The organism is Devosia limi DSM 17137, from assembly GCF_900128975.1.
Taxonomy (GTDB): domain Bacteria; phylum Pseudomonadota; class Alphaproteobacteria; order Rhizobiales; family Devosiaceae; genus Devosia; species Devosia limi.
The window spans coordinates 132,452-152,353 of record NZ_FQVC01000001.1 but is presented as its reverse complement, the minus strand read 5'-3'; the positions used below and the strand labels follow the sequence as shown (position 1 = coordinate 152,353).

Sequence of the window (19,902 nt, the reverse complement as noted above, 5' to 3'; positions counted from 1 at the left end):
GAATGGATTCCCGCCTGCGCGGGAATGACTCCGTGGGTGGGGAGTGGGTTCCGTGCGTCGGGCCTCAAGAATGGTCGGTCTGGCGGCGCACTTGCGGTCTGCGTTCCCTCCCCCTTGAGGGGAGGGCCAGGGTGGGGGTGCTGGGGCCTCCACAAACCCCGAGCATGGGAAATCGCAGCACCCCCACCCCCAACCCCTCCCCTCAAGGGGGGGGAGCCAGGGCTGTGCCCGGGGCGCGCGCCGGGGTGACGCAGGGTGCGTGGGCGCATCGCGCTAGATTTCCAGTTCTGGCCCTACCGCCAGCCCCGCGCTTCCAGCGCCGACTTGACCACCAGCGTGACCACGGCGATCAGGGCGAGCGTTGACGCCGCCGCAAAGGCGCCGGTGACGTTGAAGTCGTTGAACAGCAGCGAAATCTGCAAGGGCAGGGTATTGGTCTGGCCGCGGATCGAGCCGGAAACGACGGACACCGCGCCGAACTCGCCCATGACGCGGGCGTTGCACAAAACCGCGCCATAGATCAGTGCCCAGCGGATATTGGGCAGCGTCACATACCAGAACATCTGCCAGCCATTGGCGCCCAGCGACAGCGAGGCTTCCTCGTCCTCGCTGCCCTGCTGCTGCATCAGCGGGATCAGTTCGCGCGCCACGAAGGGCGCGGTGACGAAGAGGCTGACGAGGAAAATTGCCGTGACGGTGAACATCAGCTGGATACCGGCGCCCTGCAGGGCCGGGCCGAGCAGGCCCTGGCCGCCATAGAGAAACAGATAGGTGACGCCGGCGACAATCGGGCTGACCGAGAACGGGATTTCGATGACGGTGATCAGCAGCTGGCGGCCGGGAAACTTGAACCGCGTCACCAGCCAGGCAGCGCAAACTCCGAACACCACATTGATCGGCACCACGACGAGCGAGGCCAAGACGGTGAGGCCAATGGCATGGAGCGTATTGGGCTCGAAGATATTGCTGAAATAGGCGCCAAGGCCCTCGCGCAGGGCGGTGGCAAAGATGAGCAATAGCGGCACGACGAGGATCAGGACCGAGCCAGCAAGGGCCGTGGCGATCAAGACGCGTTCGGCTCTGCTGCGGGTGCGGTGACGGGTGATCGTGGTCATCTCAGCTTTTCCTGTCGGCGTAGCGCAGGTGCCAGGCCTGCAGCGAATTGGTCAGGAACAGGGTGAAGAAGGCGGTGGCCAGCAGCACCGTCGCGAGCCCGGCCGCGGCGGGATAATTGTATTCGTCCAGCCGGATATAGATCAGCAGCGAGACGATTTCGGTCAGCCCCGGCAGATTGCCGGCGATGAATACCACGGCGCCGAATTCACCCAGGCTGCGGGCAAAGGACAGCACGCAGCCGGTAATGAAGGCGGGCATGATGGCGGGCCAGACAACGCGGGAAAACACCTGCCAGGGCGTGGCGCCCAGGGTCATCGCGGCTTCCTCGATATCGGCCTCGACCTCTTCGAGCACCGGCTGGACGGTGCGCACCACGAAGGGGATCGAGGTGAAGACCATGGCGATGATGATGCCGAGCTGGGTGTAATTGACCTTGATGCCGAGCGGCTCGAGGAACTGGCCATACCAGCCATTCTTGGCGAAGAGCGTCACCAGCGTCAGGCCGGCGACGGCGGTGGGCAGCGCGAACGGCAGGTCGACCAGGGCATCGAGCGCCCGCTTGCCGCGAAACTCGTAGCGCACCAAGACCCAGGCCAGCAGCAGTCCGAAGGCGCCGTTGAAAACAGTGGCGACAGCAGCCGAACCAAAGGTGATCCGGTAGGCCGCCAGCGAGCGATTGGAGGTGACGATGCGCCAGAACTCGTCAAAGCCCAGGCTGGCCGTCTTGAACAGCATGGCCGAGACCGGCAGCACGATGATGATGACGACATAGAGCAGGGTGACGCCAAGCGTCAGCCCGAACCCGGGCAGCAGGTGTCGTTTGCGGGGGAGGGCGAGGGCCGTCATCTTGTTCCTGAAAGACTGGAGCGGCGCAGCCCCATGGCTCCGCCGCTCGTCGGCATTTTTGCGCAGTTTACTGGTTGAGGAAGACCTTATCGAGCAGGCCGCCATCGGCGAAATGCTCTTCGGACACCTTGGCCCAGCCGCCGAATGCGTCTTCGACGGTCACGAGGCGCACCGCGGGGAAATCGGCGGCGTGGGCGGCGGCGACGGTCTCGTCATGGACGCGGTTGAAATGGGCGGCGAGGATTTCCTGGCCTTCGGGGGTGTAGAGGAAATCGAGATAGGCCTTGGCGCTGTCCTGGCTGCCACGGGCATCGGCGACCTTGTCGACAATGGCGACGGGGAATTCGGAATAGAGGCTGACCGAGGGGACCACGGCGTCATACTTGTCGGTGCCCAGCTGCCTGCGGATCCCCTGCACTTCGGCCTCGAAGGTGATCAGCACGTCGCCCAGCTCGCGCTCGACAAAGGCGGTGGTGGCGCCACGGCCGCCGGTTTCGAACACCGGTACGTTGGCGAACAGCTTGGTCAGGAAAGCTTCGACCTGGGCGTCATCGCCCCCGAATTCTTCACCGGCCCAGGCGCGGGCGGCCAGATAGGTGTAGCGGCCATTGCCCGAGGTCTTGGGATTGGGGAAGATCACCTGCACGTCGTCGCGGGCCAGATCGCCCCAATCGGCAATGCCCTTGGGATTGCCGGCGCGCACGAGGAATGCGGGCAGCGAATAATAGGGCGAAGCGTTATTGGGGAATTCGGACTGCCATTCGGCGGAGACGAAGCCACTCGCGGCCAGCTTGTCGATATCGGTCACCTGATTGAAGGTGACGAGATCGGCCTGCAGGCCCTCGAGGATGGCGCGAGCCTGGGCCGAGGAGCCGGCATGGGACTGGTTGACCGTCAGTTCTGCGTCAGCCGACGCCTTGTAGGCCGGCACGAAGGCCGCGTTGACCGCCTCGAACAGCTCGCGGCCAATGTCATAGGAGACATTGAGAATATCGGTCGGCTGCGCCATGGCGGGACCGGCCGACATAGCCAGCGTCGCAATGGCTGCGGCGAGAAACTTCTTCATGATGCGGCGATCTCCAGGGGCGGGCGCTAGGCCGAATTTGATGCTCCAGCGTAACAGTCAGCTATGGAACGTCAAATCTAATCCATTGAAATGGATGACTAATTTACGTTCTCCGCTTCCGTCGCAATGCCGTTGCTCGCCCCGGCATTCCCACGGCAAAAAGTTGCGCCGGCGCTGTGCGATGTGGTGGGGCGATTATGGGCCGTGGGCCGCCTGGCTGTCGGTCGGCGCCTGGTCGCGGCGAGCAACCAGGCCATAGTCGCGCATCACGTCGGCGACGCGCAGCCGGTAATCGGCGAAGACTCCATCCCGGCCTGCGGCTTGCGTGGCACGGTGCCCGGCATGATTGCGCCAACGGGCCACGGCCGCCTCATCCTCGAAGAACGAGAGCGACAGGATCTTGCCGGGCTGGCTGAGGCTCTGGAAGCGCTCGACGGAAATAAAGCCTTCGATCTGCTCCAGTTGCGGTTTGAGCAGAGCGGCGTGTGACAGGTAGGCGTCCTGCTGGCCCGCGGCAGGGAGGACTTCAAAGATGACGGCGATCATGTTGCGGGCTCCACCTGGCGCAGGAAGGATCGCTCTTCGGTGAGAATGAACTGGCCGGCTTCCGCCAGCGCGAAATTGGCGACACTGGCGGGATCACTGCGCAGGCGCGCCCGATAGCTCTCATAGCTGGCGAGGCTATCGAAGGAGATGAGGCCGAAGGCGATATTGTTGGTGCCTTCGTGGGGCAGCCAATAGCCGATGAGGTCACCGCCACAGGCGGGAATGATGCTGAGCCAGTTGCGGGCATATTGCTCGAACGCGGCACGCTTGAATGGGTCGATCTGGTAGCGGATGAAAACGGTGATGGTCATGTAGGGCTCCGGGTTGCCCTGACCTTGCAACGTGAGAGCAGCGCGATGCTTCGGTTGCGGCCGAAGTGAGGCTAGTCCAGCACCACGCCGAAATGCTCGCGGAAGGCGGCTTCGCCCTTGCGGGTGATGGCGAGGGCGCGGCTGCCTTCGGATTGGCGGATCCAGCCGGAGGCGAGGCTGTGCTGGCAGAGGGCGGTGCCGACGGTGCCGGCCAGGTCGGGGCGACGCTCGCTCCAGTCGAGGCAGGGGCGGCAGAGGACGCGCTTGCTCCTGGGTGGCGTGGTCAGGGCGATGCCCATGCCGGAGAGGAAGGCCAGCCCCTTGGGCGTGATCAATGCGCCATCGCGGCTGATTTCGGCGTGGCCGCCTCTGACCAGCGCATCGGCCAGCGCGACGCCGAGGCGACCGGCAATGTGGTCGTAGCAGGTGCGCGCGGTGCGCAGCGCCTCATCTTTGGGGCCGGTGCGCACCGGCTTGCGGGCCGGACCGAGACCGGACGCGACCTGCATGATGGCTTCGACCATCTGGGCCACCTGCGCATTGGCCAGCCGGTGATAGCGATGGCGGCCCTGCTTCTGCACCAGAATCAGGCCGGCACTGGCCAACTGGGCCAGGTGGCCGCTGGCGGTTTGCGGGGTGATGCCGGCGACATTGGCGAGTTCGGTCGCTGACAGGGCGCGGCCGTCCATCAGGGCATCGAGCATGGCGGCGCGAGCCGGGTCTCCGGCCAGATTGGCGATCTCGGCAAACTGTGCGGTCGAGGCCATGGGCGCTCCTTGTTGCCGCGATCATGACGCGGCGGACGACGGCGATGCTACGGCCATGCCCGAACCATCGCTAGTGCAGCAGCGGCTGCAATTCCGCCTGCGCGGCGCGCATCTGCGGCAGATAGTGCGCCACCATGGCATCGACGCCGATGCGGGCGGCCTGGGCGCCGATATTGAGCGCGGCAATTGTTTCCCCGCGAGCGTTGAGCAGCGGCACGGCGATGGAGCGGAGCCCCAGTTCCAGTTCCTCATCAATCACCGCGTAGCCCTGCCGCCCCACGACAGCGAGCTCGTCCATCAAGGCGCCGATATCGGTCCTGGTCTTGGGCGTGTTGGCCAATAGTGCCGAGCGCTCGAGGACGCTGCGCGCGGCGGCTGCTGGCATGGCGGCCAGCAGCACGCGGCCCATCGACGAGCAATAGGCGGGCAGGCGGGTGCCGGGGCTGAGATTGATCGACATGACGCGGCGGAGCGAGGCGCGGGCAATGTAGAGAATATCGGTGCCATCGAGCACCGAGGCCGAGGCGCTTTCACCGGTGGCGGCGGTGAGGCGTTCGAGCACGGGCTGGATGATGCCGGGCAGGGGCGTTGCCGCCAGATAGGAATGACCCAGCCGCAGGACGCGCGGCGTCAGCATGAAGAACTTGCCGTCATAACTGGCATAGCCAAGGCTGGTGAGGGTCAGCAGGCACCGCCGGGCGGTCGCCCGCTCCAGCCCGGTCAACGCTGCCACGTCGGTGATGGACAGCCGCGCATGGGCGGCGTCGAACACCTCGATCACTGCCAGGCCCTTGGCCAATCCGTGAATGATGTCGCCTTCGCGCATCGCTGCCTCCGTCACCTATGGAGCCGACATTAGCATATTGGTTTGTGCGATAAGCGAACAAAGTGCGGTATTCGCACAATTTGATTGCTCGCCGACGAAGCGGGGTATTGATTGGCGCCATCAAAGGAGGATGCGATGGCCCAATTCCAGTCACTCGCCGATGCGGTGCGGGACAATCTCAAACATGGCGACACCGTCGCCTTCGAGGGCTTCACCCATCTCATTCCCCACGCTGCCGCGCATGAGGCGATCCGCCAGGGCATCACGGACCTGACGCTGATCCGCATGACGCCCGACATTGTCTATGACCAGATGATCGGCATGGGGCTGGCCAAGAAGGTGGTGTTTTCCTATGCCGGCAATCCCGGCGTGGGCCTGCTGCGCCGGATGCGCGATGCCATCGAAAACCAGTATCCGCGCGCCATCGAAACCGTAGAACACTCCCACGCTGCCATGGCCAATGCCTATGAAGCGGGGGCGGCGGGCCTGCCGGTGGCGGTATTCCGGGGCTATAAGGGCGCCGGGCTCAAGGCGGTCAATCCCGATATCAAATCGGTCATTTGCCCGTTCACCGGCGAGGAACTGGCGGCCATTCCGGCGCACCGAGCGGACGTCACCTTCATCCATGCGCAAAAGGCCAATGCCAAGGGCGATGTGCTGATCGAGGGCATCATTGGCGTGCAGAAGGAAGCGGCGCTGGCGGCCAAGCGCGTGGTGGTGACGGTCGAGGAAGTGGTGCCCGACTTCAAGGATCTGCACCCCAATCTCTGCATCCTGCCGCATTGGACGGTCAGTGCCATCGCGGTGGTGCCGGGCGGGGCGCATCCAAGCTACACCCACGGCTATTACGCGCGCGATAATGCCACCTATCTCGACTGGGACAAGATTTCGGCGGATCGGGAACTGTTCACGGCCTGGATGCAGGAGCATGTGCTCGACGCAACGCCAGAGGTGTTTGCCGAGCGGGTGAAGGGGCTTTGACCATGGTGTTGCCTGTGTTGCCCACCCCCACCCCATCCCTCCCCCTCGAGGGGGAGGGGGCGGATTGTGTTCGCTTCAATTTCGACATCTATGCCTTTTCGCCTGGCGTCGCACTTCCTCGGAGGATCGCAGCATGACTGACTTCACCCCGACCGAAATGATGACCATTGCGGCGGCGCGGCAGCTGACATCGAGGGATGTGTGCTTTGTCGGCATCGGCGCCCCATCGGCGGCCTGCAATGTGGCGCGGCTGACCCATGCGCCCGATATCACGCTGATCTATGAAAGCGGCACGATCGGCACCGCGCCGGATGTGCTGCCGCTTTCCATCGGCGATGGCGAGCTGTGCGAGACCGCAGTATCGACTGTCGCGGTGCCGGAAATGTTCCGCTACTGGCTGCAGGGCGGGCGCATTTCCATCGGCTTTCTGGGCGCGGCGCAGCTCGACAAGTTCGGCAATATCAACACCACGGTGATTGGCGATTATCACCACCCCAAGGTGCGGCTGCCCGGCGGTGGCGGCGCGCCCGAGATCGCCACGTCCTGCGGCGAGATTTATATCACGCTGAAGCAGGCGACGCGCTCGATGGTGGAGAAGATCGACTTCTACACCTCGTTTGGCCATGGCGATGGCGGCGATCACCGCGCGCGGCTGGGCATTACCACCAAGGGGCCGACGCTGCTGATTACCGACCTGGCCATTTGGCGGCCGGATCCGGTGAGCAAGGAATTCACCGTGGTCTCGCTGCATCAGGGTGTGACCCGCGACATGGTGCAGGAAACCTGTGGCTGGACGGTGCGCTTTGCCGACGATCTGGAGCAGACGCCACCGCCTACCGAACTCGAACTGACCACGCTGCGCGACCTGCAGGCCCGCACCGCCGCTGCCCATGGCGGCAGCAAGAAGGGGAACTGAAATGGCTGAGGCGTTCATCTGTGCTTACCAGCGCACCCCCATCGGCCGCTTTGGCGGCGCGCTGTCCTCGGTGCGTCCCGATGATCTCGGCGCTGTTCCGCTGCGGGCGCTGATGGAGCAGCACACGGGCGTCGATTGGGAGGCCGTGGATGATGTCATCTTCGGCAATGCCAATCAGGCGGGCGAAGACAACCGCAATGTCGCGCGGATGAGCCTGTTGCTGGCGGGGCTACCAGTCGGCGTGCCGGGCACCACCATCAACCGGCTCTGTGGCTCGGGCATGGATGCGGTGATCACCGCCGCCCGCGCCATCAAGGCGGGTGAGGGCGAGCTCTATATCGCCGGGGGCACGGAATCGATGAGCCGCGCGCCGTTTGTTATGCCCAAGGCGGACACGGCCTTTTCCCGCAATGCCGAAATCTATGACACCACCATCGGCTGGCGCTTCGTCAATCCGCTGATGAAGGCGCAATACGGCGTTGATTCCATGCCGGAAACTGGCGAGAACGTCGCTGCCGACTACAATATTTCGCGGGCCGATCAGGACGCGTTTGCGCTGCGCAGCCAGCACAAGGCGGCGGCGGCGCAGGCCAATGGACGGCTGGCGCGCGAGATCGTGGCAGTGACCATTCCGCGCCGGAAGGGCGATGCGCTTGTGGTCGATACCGACGAACATCCGCGCGGCGACACCACGCTGGAGGCGCTGGCCAAGCTGGGCACGCCGTTCAGGAAGGACGGCACAGTGACTGCCGGCAATGCCTCGGGCGTCAATGATGGCGCGGCGGCGCTGATCATTGCCTCGGAAGCGGCGGCGCGCAAATATGGGCTGACGCCGATTGCGCGCATTGTCGGTGGCGCGGTGGCCGGTGTACCGCCGCGCATCATGGGCGTCGGGCCGATCAATGCGACCCGCAAGCTCTGCGCGCGGCTGGGGCTGACGCCAGCCGATTTCGACATTGTCGAACTCAACGAGGCCTTTGCCAGCCAAGGCATTGCCGTGTTGCGCGATCTGGGGATCCCCGAGGACGCGGAATACGTCAATCCGAATGGTGGGGCGATTGCGCTGGGTCATCCGCTGGGCATGTCGGGGGCGCGGATCGCGGGCACGGCGGCGCTGGAATTGTCGCTGACCGGCAAGCAGCTGGCGCTGGCGACGATGTGCATCGGCGTCGGGCAGGGAATCGCGGTGGCGCTGGAACGGGTTTAGCGGCAGCAGTGCATCACGGCGCCAGCCGGTGTAACCTTTGTGTCGTCGCCATGCCGGAATGATCCTATGACCGAAACGAAGCCAAGCCTGCTGCAATCCCTTGTCGGCGATCCGGCCGTGGCCGAGCATTTGAGCGATGCCGCCGATCTTGCGGCAATGCTGCGCTTCGAGGGGGCGCTGGCCGAAGCGGAGGCCGATGCCGGGCTGATCGAGGCGGACGCGGCGCAGGCCATCATCGCGGCTATTGCCGGATTTACCCCCGATTGGGCCGATCTGGCGCGCGGCATGGCAAGGGATGGGGTCGTCATCCCGGCGCTGGTGCGCCAATTGCGCAATGCGGTGGGCGAGCCGCATGGGGTGCAGGTGCACAAGGGCGCGACGAGCCAGGACGCCATCGACACGGCGCTGATCCTGCGGCTGGCGCAGATTATCCCGATCTACGAGGAGCGTCTGGTGGCGCTGCAGGCTGCCTTGGCGGCGCTGTCGGCGCGCGATGGGGCGCTGTCGCTGATGGCGCATACGCGCATGCAGCAGGCGCTGAAATTTACTGTCGCGGCCAAGATTCGCACCTGGACCGAGCCATTGGAGCGGTTGCTGGCAGCGCTGACCGCGAGCCGGCGGCAATTGCTGGTGATTCAGCTGGGCGGGCCGATTGGCGACCGTTCGAGCTTTGGCGACAAGGGCGATGCGGTCGCGCGCTATCTGGCGGAGCGGCTCGATCTTGGGTTGGCCGAGCCCTGGCATGCGAGCCGCGACCCGCTGGTGGGGTTCGCCTCGCTGCTGTCGCTGATCACCGGTGCGCTGGGCAAGTTCGGGGCGGATGTGGCCCTTTTGGCGCAGAACGAGGTCGGGGCGATCCGGCTGGCCGGAGGCGGCACGTCCTCGGCCATGGCGCACAAGTCCAATCCGGTGAATGCGGAAGTGCTGGTGAGCCTGGCCCGCTACAATGCCGGGCTGGTGGGAACGCTGCATCAGGCGCTGGTGCATGAGAACGAACGCTCCGGCGCGGCCTGGACGCTGGAATGGCTGGCGCTGCCGCAGATATTGCAGACGACCGGGGCGAGCCTGCGGCTGGCCAATGACCTGGTGGGGCAGATTGGGTTTGAGGATCAAAGCCGCACTGGATAGGCAGTTTCCCCAATTGTGTGGGGGCCGATGGCCTTCCGGATGGATCCCGGCCTGCGCCGGGATAAGATTTTTGGTGGGTGGCCTGCGTGATCAATCGGGCTGCATGGACTATGCCTTGAGCGGCGTGTCTTCCGGAATGATCGGATCCACGCGGACCACCTTGAAGCCGGTAATGCCATAGAGCAGCGTCAGCAGTGGGCTGGCGATGTTGAAGATGGCGTAGGGCATGTAGAGCAGGGTCGGCACGCCAAGCACTGCCGCCATATAGGCGCCGCAGGAATTCCAGGGCACCAGCGGGGAGGTGACGGTGCCCGCATCGGCCACGGTGCGCGACAGGTTGGTGGTCGCCAAGCCACGTTTTTCAAATTCGACGCGGAACAGCCGGGCGGGCAGGACCAGCGCCACATATTGGTCACCGGCCACGATGTTGAGGCCGAGCGCCGTTGCCACCACGGTGCCGATCAGGCTGCCCGTGGTCTTGGCGCGCAAGAGGATTGGCGTCACCAGCTTGGACAAGAGGCCGAATTCGTCGAGCAGCGTGCCGAACACCAGCGCGCCCAGGATCAACCAGACGGTGAAGAGCATGCTGTCCATGCCGCCGCGCGACAGCAGACTATCCACCGGTGGAATGCCCGAGGCGGAATAGTACCCTGTCGCCATTACCTGCCAGATGCCCTTGATGAAATTGGCGGGAGCGGTCAGCGTCGGATCATCGACGAAACGCAGCACGGCATCGGGCTGCAGGAAACACGCAAGGATGCCGGCGACCAGCGCCGAGGCCATGATCGCCAGCACGGGCGGCACCTTGAAGACCGATAGTCCGATAAGCAGCGCCAATGGGATCAGGTTGAGCGGCGTGATCCAGAACAGCTGGTTGAGCGCGGACAGCTCGGAATTGACCACGGCTTCGCCCAGGCCGCTGGTGCCATCGAAAACACCGAACGCGGTGAAGACGATCATCGAAATGATGAAGGCGGGTATCGTGGTCCAGACCTGGGCGCGCAGATGGGTATGGATGTCATTGCCGGTGATCTGGGCGGTGAGGATGGTGGTTTCCGACAGGGGCGACAGCTTGTCGCCGACATAGGCGCCCGAGATGACCGCCCCGGCGGTGATGACCGGGGAAACACCGACCATCAGCGCCAGGCCGACGAGGCCCACGCCGATCGTGCCGGCGGTGGTCCAGGAACTGCCGATGCCGAGCGAGATAACGGCACAGATGACCACTGTGGCCAGGTAGAACCAGTCCGGATTGATCAGCTGGATGCCGTAATAGACCATGGTTGGGATCGTGCCCGACATGTTCCAGGTGCCGATAAGGGCGCCGACGGCGAACAGAATGAAAATGGCAGAGACCACCGATGAAACGCCGCGGCGTCCCGATTCAGCGATGGCGTCCCAGGGATGGCCGTTCTTCAGCACGATGGCCGCCGTCACCATCGCCGCGACCATGATGCCGACCTGCAACGGTCCCTCCATGGCATCCAGCCCGAACAGGGTTACGGCGCCACCGATCAGCAGCGCCAGCACCACGAGCGGCGCCAGGGCGTCGAAATAGGAAGGCTCCTTGATCGAGCGGGGAGGAGGGGTCGTGTCGCTCATGATCGCGCCTTTGCGTTTCGGCGGGCGCGCGAGGCGGTGATGTGCCTGCGCTAAAGCCACGCCATCGTTGAACCGAACCGTGGGGCAGACAGGGCAGGGGCGGTGGCCAGGCCACCGCCCGCAACGATACTCTAGAAGTCGACGGCGTCGCGAATGATCGGGCAGGTCATGCAGTGGCCGCCGCCACGACCGCGGCCAAGCTCGGCACCGGTAATGGTGATGACCTCGACGCCTTCCTTGCGCAGCAGGGTGTTGGTGTAGGTGTTGCGGTCATAGGCATAGACCACGCCGGGCGCCGCGCAGACCAGGTTGGCGCCGCTATCCCACTGGGTGCGCTCGCGCATATAGGCGTTGCCGCCCGTCTCGACCACGCGCAGTTTCTTGTAGCCGAGCGATTGGCCCACCACGTCGACGAACGAGCCCTTGTCCTTGTGCAGTTCGAGCCCGCCATTGCCATCGGGGCGGTAGGAGAACGCCTGGATCGAGTTGACGATATCGGGGTAGAGCAGCACGACGTCGCGATCCGCGAAGGTAAAGACCGTATCGAGGTGCATTGCGGCACGCAGCTTGGGCATGGCCGCCACGATGACGCGTTCGGCCGCGCCCCTGGCGAACAGTTCGGCCGCCAGCTGGCTGATGGCCTGGCGCGAGGTGCGCTCGCTCATGCCGATCAGCACATTGCCCTTGCCGATCGGCATGACGTCGCCGCCTTCAAGGGTGGCGAGGCCATGGTCCTTGAGGGGATCGCCGTACCAGACATTGACCTTGCCGGCGAAGTCCGGATGGAACTTGTAGATGGCGGTGGTGAGGATGGTTTCCTCGTGACGGGCCGGCCAGTACAGCGGGTTGAGCGTCACGCCGCCATAGATCCAGCAGGTGGTATCGCGCGTGTAGAGTGTATTGGGCAGCGGCGGCAGCAGGTACTCGTTGACGCCGGCGGCGTCGCGCACCAGCTGCATCATTTCCCCGCCATGGGTGTCGGGAAACTCATGAGTGGAGAGGCCGCCGATCAGCGTCTCGGCCAGTTCGCGATGCGACAGGCCCTCGAGATACGAGCGCACTTCATTGACGAGGCCAAGGCCGACCTGATCGGGCACCACCTGATTGTCGAGAATCCAGGCCTTGGCGTCCGGAATGGCCACCGTTTCGGCCAGCAGATTGTGCATCTCGAGGACTTCGATGCCGCGGTCGCGCATCTTGGTCATGAAGTCGAAATGGTCGCGCTTGGCGTTTTCGACCCACATCACGTCATCGAACAGCAAGTCATCGCAATTGGATGGTGTCAGCCGCTGGTGGGCCCGGCCGGGGGCGCAGACCAGCACCTTGCGCAATTGGCCGACTTCGGAATGCACGCCAAAGGGAGTTGTTGCGTCTACCATGGTATTTTCTCCTAGATCTGGAAGTAGCCGGTGAGCAGACCAGCAAGACCGGCAACGCACCCGGCGACGGTGATGCCGAAGATGATCCATTCCACCGGGGTAAACAGCAGTTTGCCCTGCTCGCGCCGCGCCCAGACATAAAGCAGGGTTCCGGGGACAAAGAGCACCATGACCATCAGCACGAATTGCAGGCCGGCGGCGATGAACATGAACAGGGTGTAGATGACGGCGATCGAGGCGAAGATCATGTCGCGGACGCGCGCCTGGGGCACGTCTTCATAACCATTGCCGCTGCGGGCCAGCAGCACGCCGTAACCAGCAACCAGCAGGTAAGGCAGCAAAGAGGTGACGCTGGTCATGTCGAGCATGAAGTTGAAGGCGTCGGCCGACCAGTAGGTCGAGATGATGAACAGCGAGACAACGATGTTGGTGGCCCAGAGCGCATTGGCTGGAACGCGATTGCCGTTCTGGGTCGCAAAGAGCTTGGGCATGTCCGAAGACTTGGCGGCAGCATACAGCACTTCGGCGCAGATCAGCGACCAGGCGAGATAGGCGCCCAGCACCGAGACCAGCACGCCGATGGAGATGAACACCGCGCCCCACGGGCCGACCACCGCCTCCAGCGCGCCCGCCAGCGATGGCTGCTGCATGGCGGCAATGTCGGCGCGGGCCATATTGGCATAGGGCAGCAGGGTCACCGCCACCATCAGGCCGGTTACGGCGACGAAGCCGAGGATGGTTGCCCTGCCGACATCAGCGCGCTCCTTGGCGAAGCGTGAATAGACGCTGGCGCCTTCTATGCCGAGGAAGACGAAGACCGTGATCAGCATCGTATCGCGGATCTGGGCGATCAGACTCTTCTCGGGCATGTCGAGTCCGCCGAAGAAGTTCTCGGAGAACTGCTGGAAATTGAAGGCGAAGACCATCAGCAGGATCGCCACCACCAGCGGCACGATCTTGGCGATGGTCACGACCATGTTGATGAAAGTGGCCTGCTCGACGCCGCGCAGGATCAGGAAATGGAAAGTCCAGATGCCGAGCAGGGAGACCACGATGGCGACGATGGTGCTGCCGTCACCGAACACTTCGGGGAAGAAGCGCCCCAGCGTCGAGCCGATCAGCACCCAGTAGAAGACGTTGCCGAGGCAGGAGCCGAGCCAGTACCCGAAAGCCGACAGGAACCCCATATAGTCGCCGAAGCCCGCCTTGGCATAGGCGAAGACACCGGAGTCGATGTCGGGGCGCCGCTCCGCGAGCGACTGGAACACGCGGGCCAGCATATACATGCCGGTGCCGGCGATAAGCCAGGCGATGATCGCGCCGAACGGGCCGGTTGCCGTTCCAAAGCGGCTCGGAAGGTTGAAAATGCCCGCTCCAACCATGGAGCCCACCACCATGGCGGTCAGGGCAAACAGCGACAGTTTCTGTGTTGTAGGCGTGGCCATGAACGATCCCCCGCAAGACAGACGGCAATCCATCTGCATTGCCAATAGTTTGGCATCCAATAGGGGTAGACCCTTCGCGCAGCCCGGCAAATGGTTACGCGTCCCGCTTTTATGCATTGTGTCCCAACTGCGACGAGGCGGAACCCGACGCGCAACTATTCCGCCCAGGGCAAGATTGGGATGATCTGCGTGTTATTGGGATGCTTGGTCAATCGTCGCAAAATCGGAACGCGCTATACTCTCATCTGCTGAACGAGTTAGTTTCGGCCGCGCCTGTCGCGAGGCGTGCAAAGTCGTCCGGCGTCGGTAAGCGATCAGCCGAAGTTGGCGCAGGACGGCAAGAGAGTAATTTTTGATGGGCTGGGCCGCGAGCGGCAGCGTCAATTTGGGAGTCTTCTGATGAGTTCGAATTTCTGGGAATTCTTGTGGCTGATCGTCTGGTCGTTCTTCCTGCTTGCCTACCTCATGGTGCTGTTCCAGATCATCGCCGATCTGTTCCGTGATCGCTCGATCGGCGGCTTCGCCAAGGCTATCTGGGTTATCGCCCTACTCGTGCTGCCCATGTTGACGGCGCTGATCTACCTCATCGTCCGTGGTGGTGGAATGCACCAGCGCCAGGTCGAGCAGGCTCAGGCCATGCGCTCCGAGGCCGATGCCTATATCCGCAATGTCGCCGGTGGTTCGCCGGCCGAGCAGATTGCCAGCGCCAAGGCGCTGCTTGATGCGGGCACCATCAGCCAGGACGAGTTCGCCAAGCTCAAGTCCAAGGCACTCGCCTAACCGAACCTGCGGGCGTGCGGATAACCAGCGCGCCCGCAGTCTGATTATGAGGGAGATTTTCATGTCGAAACGCTTCGCATACCGGGCCACGATGGTGGCTCTCGCCCTGGCCAGCCTGTCTGGCCCCGCCTTTGCGCAGATGCAGCAGGACCGCGCGATGGCCGGCGGCAATGCCAACCTTGCCGTAACCACCGACATCGTCAATGTCCGCAAGGGAGCCGGCATGAGGTTTCCGGTCGTCGACGTGCTGCCGCGCGGGGCACAGGTGCAGATCGTCCGCTGCAACAGCGATTTCTGTCTTGTCGATCAGGACGGCCCATCCGGCTGGGTTGCCCAGCAGTTCCTCAAGCGCCTGATCCTGCGCTAGGCCAGAGCAGCGGCGGAGCGGGCAGCAATTGGGCTGTGCCGCTGCGGGCGAAACCATCTCGATCAGCTATTTTCAGTGCACAGCGAGACCAATTGGCGGCTGCGCAATCGATGTCGATAGTTCATGAGCAATTAACATAGAGGTTTTCTTGCATCTCGACGTTGGCGTCACTTGGTGCTTAGCTCTCTATAGCCCCGAATTGAGGGCGATCTCGTCTTCTTATCTAGAGCGATCCGGAGCAGACATGGCCTGAGCGTCGCAATTATGCGGCGAAAACGGAACAAACACTGCAGTGCGTGGGAGCGTCGGACCTTGCACAGACTGTTGACGGAGCCGCTGGCCAGAGCGCCGGGCGGGTCGCCGCAAATCGCTAGTATGAGCCTTAGTACAAGGCACTTGCCAGAACTCTGTCAGTTCGCGGCGTGGCGCGACCTGGCCGCGCCCTATGTCGATATTCTTCCAGCGACGGCGTCCCCGCCCGGCTTTATCGCCGATCTCGAAATCTGGGACCTCGGCAGCGTCGCCTTCATGCATGGCCGCAGTCCTGCAATCGCCTATGCAAGGACCGCCCATCACTTGCGGGCCAATCCCATTGACCACTGGTTTCTGACCTTTGCCCGCAGCGGTAACAGCACCTTGCGCCCCGGGGGGCGGGCCTGGCGCAGTACCAGCGCGGCGCGCCGATTGAGTGTCGGCTCGCTCCGCGACACTTTTCAGGGCTCAACTGCCAATCTCGATGCGTTGATCCTGTTCCTGCCGCGCGACTTCTGTCGCGATGCGGCGGCAACGCTGGACGCGGTGATCAATACGCAGCTGACCAGCGGCCTTGGCCAATTGCTGGCCGACTACATGCTCGATCTCGACCGCCGCCTGCCGATGCTGACCGAGGCGGAACTGCCCAGCCTGCTGGCGGCGACCAGGGCTATGGTGCTGGCCTGCATCACGGCCGATCCCGACCGCCTGATGGAGGCTCAGCGCCCCATTGAGGCAACCTTGCTGGAACGGGCCAAGCAGTTGATCCAGGAGAATCTGCTGTCGCCAGCGCTGGGGGCCGATGAGTTGTGCCGCCAGCTCGGCGTTTCGCGCTCGCGGCTGTACCGGCTGTTCGAGCCGCTGGGTGGCGTGGTGCGCTATATTCGGTGTCGGCGCCTGCTGGATGCGCATGTAGCGCTCTGCGATGCCAATGACGATCGCCGCATCGCCGATATCGCCGCTGAACGGGGTTTTGTGGATGCGGCCGAGTTCAGCCGCGCCTTCAAACGCGAATTCGGCTACCGGCCGCGTGACGCCCGCAACGACGCAATGCCACGTCCCAGGGCGGAAATGGTGCCATTTGCCACCCCGCGCGGCGGCCTGTTTGGCAGTCTGATGGAGCGTCTGCAGAGCCCGGAGCCGACCGGGGCGATGGCTCGTCCCGAAGTGTCCCTGACCAAAATTCCGCTCCCCAATGCGGCGACTGCGCCCGTTGCGGCGACCCATTGGGTGAAATGAAAGAAACCAGTCCATGAACGACGCCAGCAGTGGCGCGCCCCCAGGCGCGGCCCAGCCGACACCGGGTCCGGCGGACGACAATCTGGAGCCAATCGAGCGCGTGGTCGCCGATGTGGTCGAGCGGCTGCGCATCCTGTCGGAAACCCCGGATGCCAAGCTCACCTGTAACAGCCTGATCGAGCTGATCGGCCCGGGCTCGCACGCCCTGGCGATCCTGATCTTTTCGCTGCTCAACCTGTTGCCGGGACCGCCGGGCTACAGCGTCGTCATCGGACTGGCGATCATCGCCTTCTCGATCATGATGGTGAGCGGGGTGCAGATGCGTCTCTGGGACTTCTTCGGTAATCGCCAGTTGCCGCTCAAGCTGCTGCTCAAGGTGCTGGGGATGATGCAGCGCTTTACCAAGATCGTCGCCAAGTTTTCGACGCCGCGACTGGCCTTCCTGACGGGCGCCGCAGCAACGCCGATCATCGGCTTTTTCGGCATCGTCATGGGGGCAGGCATGCTGGTGCCCATTCCCTTCACCAATACCCTGCCGTCTATCGGCATGGCGATCGTCTGTGTCGCGGTGCTCAACCGCGATGGCGTGGCCGCCATTGCGGGCGCGATTGTGGGAGTGTTTGGCCTGGCCGTACTGGCCACCTGTATCTGGCTGGCCTTCGTCCTGGTGTTCGTGGTCGGCGAAGTCATAGTCGAGGAGATCGACGAGTTGCTGCACTGATCGCAGGCAGAACCCCGGCGCCGAGTGGTGCGCCAGGCAAGTTTGCTCAGGACGCCAGCGTGCAGGTCTCGATCACGGTGGGGCTGGCGGCCGTATGGTCCATCAGCATTTCGCTCATGATCGCCTCGTCGCCATGCGTCCACCATTGCAGGCCATGGTCGGGCTTGAGGCCGGCCTCGGTCGAGAAGCGGGCGCCCGAGGCCGATATCACGTTGAACATGTCAAACACCGCGCCGGCATATTCCAGACGGGCCGTGGGGGCCATGGGGTCGCTGACATCGTAATGGGCGACAATTGTGGCGCCGCTTTCGCAGGTATAGGTGGCGCTTTCGCCAGGCAAGGGCAGCGGATCCATGCCATCGGCATGGGCAGAGGCAGTGCCAAGCGCCAGGATCAGGGCGATTGAGGCGGGGATCGTCAGTCGGGTCATGAGGCTGGTCTCCAAACTGCGGCAAGCTTAGCCGAGACAATCCAGCTTTGCGATGGGTGGTGCATCCCGGCTGTTGGCACCAGGTCCCAAACTGTGCTGCGGTACCTGTCGGGTGTGACGGCCAGGGCCATCTCTGACTTTTGCCTGCACGATCTTTCCAAACGGATGTTGCAGTCAGCGCCCTGGGCTTGGCATAAGCTGTTGCAACCGGAGGAGAACCGGATGGCTTCGCAGCCGGATATTGTCAGTAAGCGCATCTATGAGCCGGTCTCGCCCGAAGACGGGCAGCGCGTGCTCATCGACCGGCTCTGGCCGCGCGGCGTCAGCAAGGCCGAAGCCCATGTCGATCTGTGGTTCAAGGACATCGCGCCCAGCACTGAACTGCGCCAGTGGTTTGCCCATGATCCGGCGCGCTGGGAAGAAGTCCGCCGCCGCTACCGCGCGGAATTGCAGGCCAACCCCGATGCTGTCGCCCGCTTGCGGCAGCTGGCCGGCAAGGGCAGGGTGACGCTGCTCTATGCGGCGCGTGACGCGGCGCATAACCATGCGCTGATCCTGCTGGAATTTCTCGATCAACCGCCGGAAGACACGTTGCCGACAGGCTGACGGGTCCGGCATTTTGCGGCTATTGTGGCCGTGGCGCCGGCTGGCCGGTGGCGCTGTATTCGATCAAGGCCAGTGAAAGGAATATGAAGCATGAAGCTCGAAACGCTGGCCCTGCACCACGGATATACCGCTGAGCCGACCACCAAGGCCGCAGCCGTGCCGATCTATCAGACCACCTCCTACACCTTCGACAATACCCAGCATGGCGCTGACCTGTTCGACCTCAAGGTGCCCGGCAATATCTATTCCCGCATCATGAACCCGACCAATGCGGTGCTCGAGCAGCGCGTTGCCGAAATGGAAGGGGGCATTGCCGGCCTCGTCGTTGCCTCGGGCATGTCGGCCATTACCTATGCGATCCAGGCAATTGCCGGTGTCGGTGACAACATCGTCTCGATCAGCCAGCTCTATGGCGGCACCTATAACCTGTTCATGCACACCTTCCCCCGCCAGGGACTGGAAGTGCGCATGGCCGAGGCGGATGATTTTTCTGGGATCGAGGCCCTGATCGATGACAAGACCAAGGCGGTGTTCTGCGAGTCGATCGGCAACCCGGCCGGCAACGTCGTCGATATCGAACGGCTGGCCCAGATTGCTCACAAGCATGGCGTGCCGCTGATCGTCGACAACACCGTGGCGACGCCCTATCTGTGCCGTCCCATCGATTTCGGCGCCGATATCGTCGTCCATGCGCTGACCAAATATATCGGCGGGCACGGCAATTCGATCGGTGGCATCATCGTCGATAGCGGCAAGTTCGACTGGGTCGCCAACAAGGCGCGCTTCCCGGTGCTGAACGAGCCCGATCCGTCCTATCACGGCGTCGTCTACACCGAAGCACTCGGTGCGGCCGCCTATATCGGCCGCTGCCGTGTTGTGCCGCTGCGCAATACCGGGGCCGCCCTGTCGCCGCACAGTGCCTTCCTGTTCCTGATGGGGCTGGAAACGCTGGGCCTGCGCATGGAGCGGCACTGCGAAAACGCGCTCAAGGTGGCGCATTTCCTCCAGAGCCACCCCAAGGTCGGCTGGGTCAATTACGCGGCCCTGCCGGACAGCAAGTATAATGCCGTCGCCAAGCGCATCACCAAGGGGCAGGCCTCGGGCATTATCAGCTTCGGCATCAAGGGCGGCAAGGAAGCCGGTGGCAAGTTCATCGATGGCCTGCAGATGATCCTGCGCCTGGTCAATATCGGTGACGCCAAGTCGCTGGCCTGCCACCCGGCCTCGACGACGCACCGCCAGCTCAACCCAGAAGAACTGGCGCGCGCCGGGGTGTCCGAGGACCTGGTCCGCATCTCGGTGGGTATCGAGCATATCGACGACATCATTGCCGATATCGAACAGGCTCTCGCTCAGGCCTGATCCATTGCG

General features: G+C 63.7%; 21 protein-coding genes. 10 read left to right on the top strand and 11 right to left on the bottom strand.

The window, feature by feature from the left end; all coding sequences use genetic code 11:
* Nucleotides 1–293: 293 nt before the first annotated feature.
* The 7 genes from cysW to BUA69_RS00695 all read right to left on the bottom strand — a co-directional run bounded on the left by cysW (nucleotide 294) and on the right by BUA69_RS00695 (nucleotide 5,478).
* A complete protein-coding gene (cysW, locus tag BUA69_RS00725; RefSeq protein ID WP_046134404.1) occupies nucleotides 294–1,115 on the bottom strand; it encodes a sulfate ABC transporter permease subunit CysW in 822 nt (273 codons plus the stop codon).
* 1 nt (nucleotide 1,116) lies between these two features.
* On the bottom strand, nucleotides 1,117–1,962 hold the full coding sequence (cysT, locus tag BUA69_RS00720) for a sulfate ABC transporter permease subunit CysT (RefSeq protein WP_046134403.1): 846 nt from the start codon (nucleotides 1,960–1,962) through the stop codon (nucleotides 1,117–1,119).
* A 67-nt stretch (nucleotides 1,963–2,029) separates the two neighbouring features.
* Nucleotides 2,030–3,028, bottom strand: coding sequence for a thiosulfate ABC transporter substrate-binding protein CysP (gene cysP, locus BUA69_RS00715; RefSeq protein ID WP_046134402.1), 999 nt, complete (start codon nucleotides 3,026–3,028; stop codon nucleotides 2,030–2,032).
* Between the two features lie 195 nt (nucleotides 3,029–3,223).
* Complete coding sequence (locus BUA69_RS00710) at nucleotides 3,224–3,574, bottom strand: antibiotic biosynthesis monooxygenase family protein (protein WP_046134401.1); 351 nt, start codon at nucleotides 3,572–3,574, stop codon at nucleotides 3,224–3,226.
* A complete protein-coding gene (locus BUA69_RS00705) occupies nucleotides 3,571–3,885 on the bottom strand; it encodes an NIPSNAP family protein (RefSeq protein WP_046134400.1) in 315 nt (104 codons plus the stop codon). The genes BUA69_RS00710 and BUA69_RS00705 overlap by 4 nt, the downstream gene beginning before the upstream one ends.
* 71 nt (nucleotides 3,886–3,956) lie before the next feature.
* Nucleotides 3,957–4,652 carry an ArsR/SmtB family transcription factor gene (locus BUA69_RS00700; RefSeq protein ID WP_046134399.1) on the bottom strand — a complete coding sequence of 232 codons (696 nt, stop codon included), beginning with the start codon at nucleotides 4,650–4,652 and terminating at the stop codon, nucleotides 3,957–3,959.
* A gap of 70 nt (nucleotides 4,653–4,722) precedes the next feature.
* On the bottom strand, nucleotides 4,723–5,478 hold the full coding sequence (locus BUA69_RS00695; RefSeq protein ID WP_046134398.1) for an IclR family transcriptional regulator domain-containing protein: 756 nt from the start codon (nucleotides 5,476–5,478) through the stop codon (nucleotides 4,723–4,725).
* 135 nt (nucleotides 5,479–5,613) lie between these two features.
* On the opposite strand from BUA69_RS00695, the gene BUA69_RS00690 reads away from it, so the two are divergent.
* From BUA69_RS00690 to BUA69_RS00675, 4 genes are all read left to right on the top strand, one after another.
* On the top strand, nucleotides 5,614–6,459 hold the full coding sequence (locus tag BUA69_RS00690) for a CoA transferase subunit A (protein WP_046134397.1): 846 nt from the start codon (nucleotides 5,614–5,616) through the stop codon (nucleotides 6,457–6,459).
* A gap of 133 nt (nucleotides 6,460–6,592) precedes the next feature.
* Nucleotides 6,593–7,375 carry a CoA-transferase subunit beta gene (locus BUA69_RS00685; RefSeq protein ID WP_046134396.1) on the top strand — a complete coding sequence of 261 codons (783 nt, stop codon included), beginning with the start codon at nucleotides 6,593–6,595 and terminating at the stop codon, nucleotides 7,373–7,375.
* 1 nt (nucleotide 7,376) lies between these two features.
* Complete coding sequence (pcaF, locus tag BUA69_RS00680; RefSeq protein WP_046134395.1) at nucleotides 7,377–8,582, top strand: 3-oxoadipyl-CoA thiolase; 1,206 nt, start codon at nucleotides 7,377–7,379, stop codon at nucleotides 8,580–8,582.
* Between the two features lie 66 nt (nucleotides 8,583–8,648).
* On the top strand, nucleotides 8,649–9,710 hold the full coding sequence (locus tag BUA69_RS00675) for a 3-carboxy-cis,cis-muconate cycloisomerase (RefSeq protein ID WP_046134394.1): 1,062 nt from the start codon (nucleotides 8,649–8,651) through the stop codon (nucleotides 9,708–9,710).
* A gap of 108 nt (nucleotides 9,711–9,818) precedes the next feature.
* Here BUA69_RS00675 and nhaC read toward each other — a convergent pair whose 3' ends face one another.
* The 3 genes from nhaC to BUA69_RS00660 all read right to left on the bottom strand — a co-directional run bounded on the left by nhaC (nucleotide 9,819) and on the right by BUA69_RS00660 (nucleotide 14,136).
* A complete protein-coding gene (gene nhaC, locus BUA69_RS00670; RefSeq protein WP_046134393.1) occupies nucleotides 9,819–11,312 on the bottom strand; it encodes a Na+/H+ antiporter NhaC in 1,494 nt (497 codons plus the stop codon).
* A gap of 131 nt (nucleotides 11,313–11,443) precedes the next feature.
* Nucleotides 11,444–12,691 carry an arginine deiminase gene (gene arcA, locus BUA69_RS00665; RefSeq protein ID WP_046134392.1) on the bottom strand — a complete coding sequence of 416 codons (1,248 nt, stop codon included), beginning with the start codon at nucleotides 12,689–12,691 and terminating at the stop codon, nucleotides 11,444–11,446.
* A gap of 11 nt (nucleotides 12,692–12,702) precedes the next feature.
* On the bottom strand, nucleotides 12,703–14,136 hold the full coding sequence (locus BUA69_RS00660; RefSeq protein ID WP_046134391.1) for a basic amino acid/polyamine antiporter: 1,434 nt from the start codon (nucleotides 14,134–14,136) through the stop codon (nucleotides 12,703–12,705).
* Nucleotides 14,137–14,535: 399 nt separating this feature from the next.
* On the opposite strand from BUA69_RS00660, the gene BUA69_RS00655 reads away from it, so the two are divergent.
* The 4 genes from BUA69_RS00655 to BUA69_RS00640 all read left to right on the top strand — a co-directional run bounded on the left by BUA69_RS00655 (nucleotide 14,536) and on the right by BUA69_RS00640 (nucleotide 17,495).
* A complete protein-coding gene (locus tag BUA69_RS00655; RefSeq protein WP_046134390.1) occupies nucleotides 14,536–14,916 on the top strand; it encodes an SHOCT domain-containing protein in 381 nt (126 codons plus the stop codon).
* A gap of 61 nt (nucleotides 14,917–14,977) precedes the next feature.
* Entirely contained in the window at nucleotides 14,978–15,283 is a 306-nt protein-coding gene (locus BUA69_RS20865; RefSeq protein ID WP_046134389.1) for an SH3 domain-containing protein, read from the top strand.
* Between the two features lie 396 nt (nucleotides 15,284–15,679).
* Nucleotides 15,680–16,774: a helix-turn-helix domain-containing protein gene (locus BUA69_RS00645; protein ID WP_052950418.1), complete on the top strand. Its 1,095-nt coding sequence runs from the start codon at nucleotides 15,680–15,682 to the stop codon at nucleotides 16,772–16,774.
* A 13-nt stretch (nucleotides 16,775–16,787) separates the two neighbouring features.
* Nucleotides 16,788–17,495 (top strand): exopolysaccharide biosynthesis protein, encoded by a 708-nt coding sequence (locus BUA69_RS00640; protein ID WP_046134388.1) that lies wholly within the window; start codon nucleotides 16,788–16,790, stop codon nucleotides 17,493–17,495.
* Between the two features lie 46 nt (nucleotides 17,496–17,541).
* Here BUA69_RS00640 and BUA69_RS00635 read toward each other — a convergent pair whose 3' ends face one another.
* The gene (locus BUA69_RS00635) at nucleotides 17,542–17,925 is read right to left on the bottom strand and encodes an MliC family protein (protein WP_046134387.1); all 384 of its coding nucleotides are present in this window, start codon (nucleotides 17,923–17,925) and stop codon (nucleotides 17,542–17,544) included.
* Between the two features lie 222 nt (nucleotides 17,926–18,147).
* Between BUA69_RS00635 and BUA69_RS00630 the strand changes: the two genes are divergently transcribed.
* Together BUA69_RS00630 and BUA69_RS00625 are read left to right on the top strand one after the other, a co-directional pair.
* The gene (locus BUA69_RS00630; RefSeq protein WP_046134386.1) at nucleotides 18,148–18,531 is read left to right on the top strand and encodes a DUF488 domain-containing protein; all 384 of its coding nucleotides are present in this window, start codon (nucleotides 18,148–18,150) and stop codon (nucleotides 18,529–18,531) included.
* Nucleotides 18,532–18,621: 90 nt separating this feature from the next.
* A complete protein-coding gene (locus BUA69_RS00625; RefSeq protein WP_046134385.1) occupies nucleotides 18,622–19,893 on the top strand; it encodes an O-acetylhomoserine aminocarboxypropyltransferase/cysteine synthase family protein in 1,272 nt (423 codons plus the stop codon).
* Nucleotides 19,894–19,902: the final 9 nt, after the last annotated feature.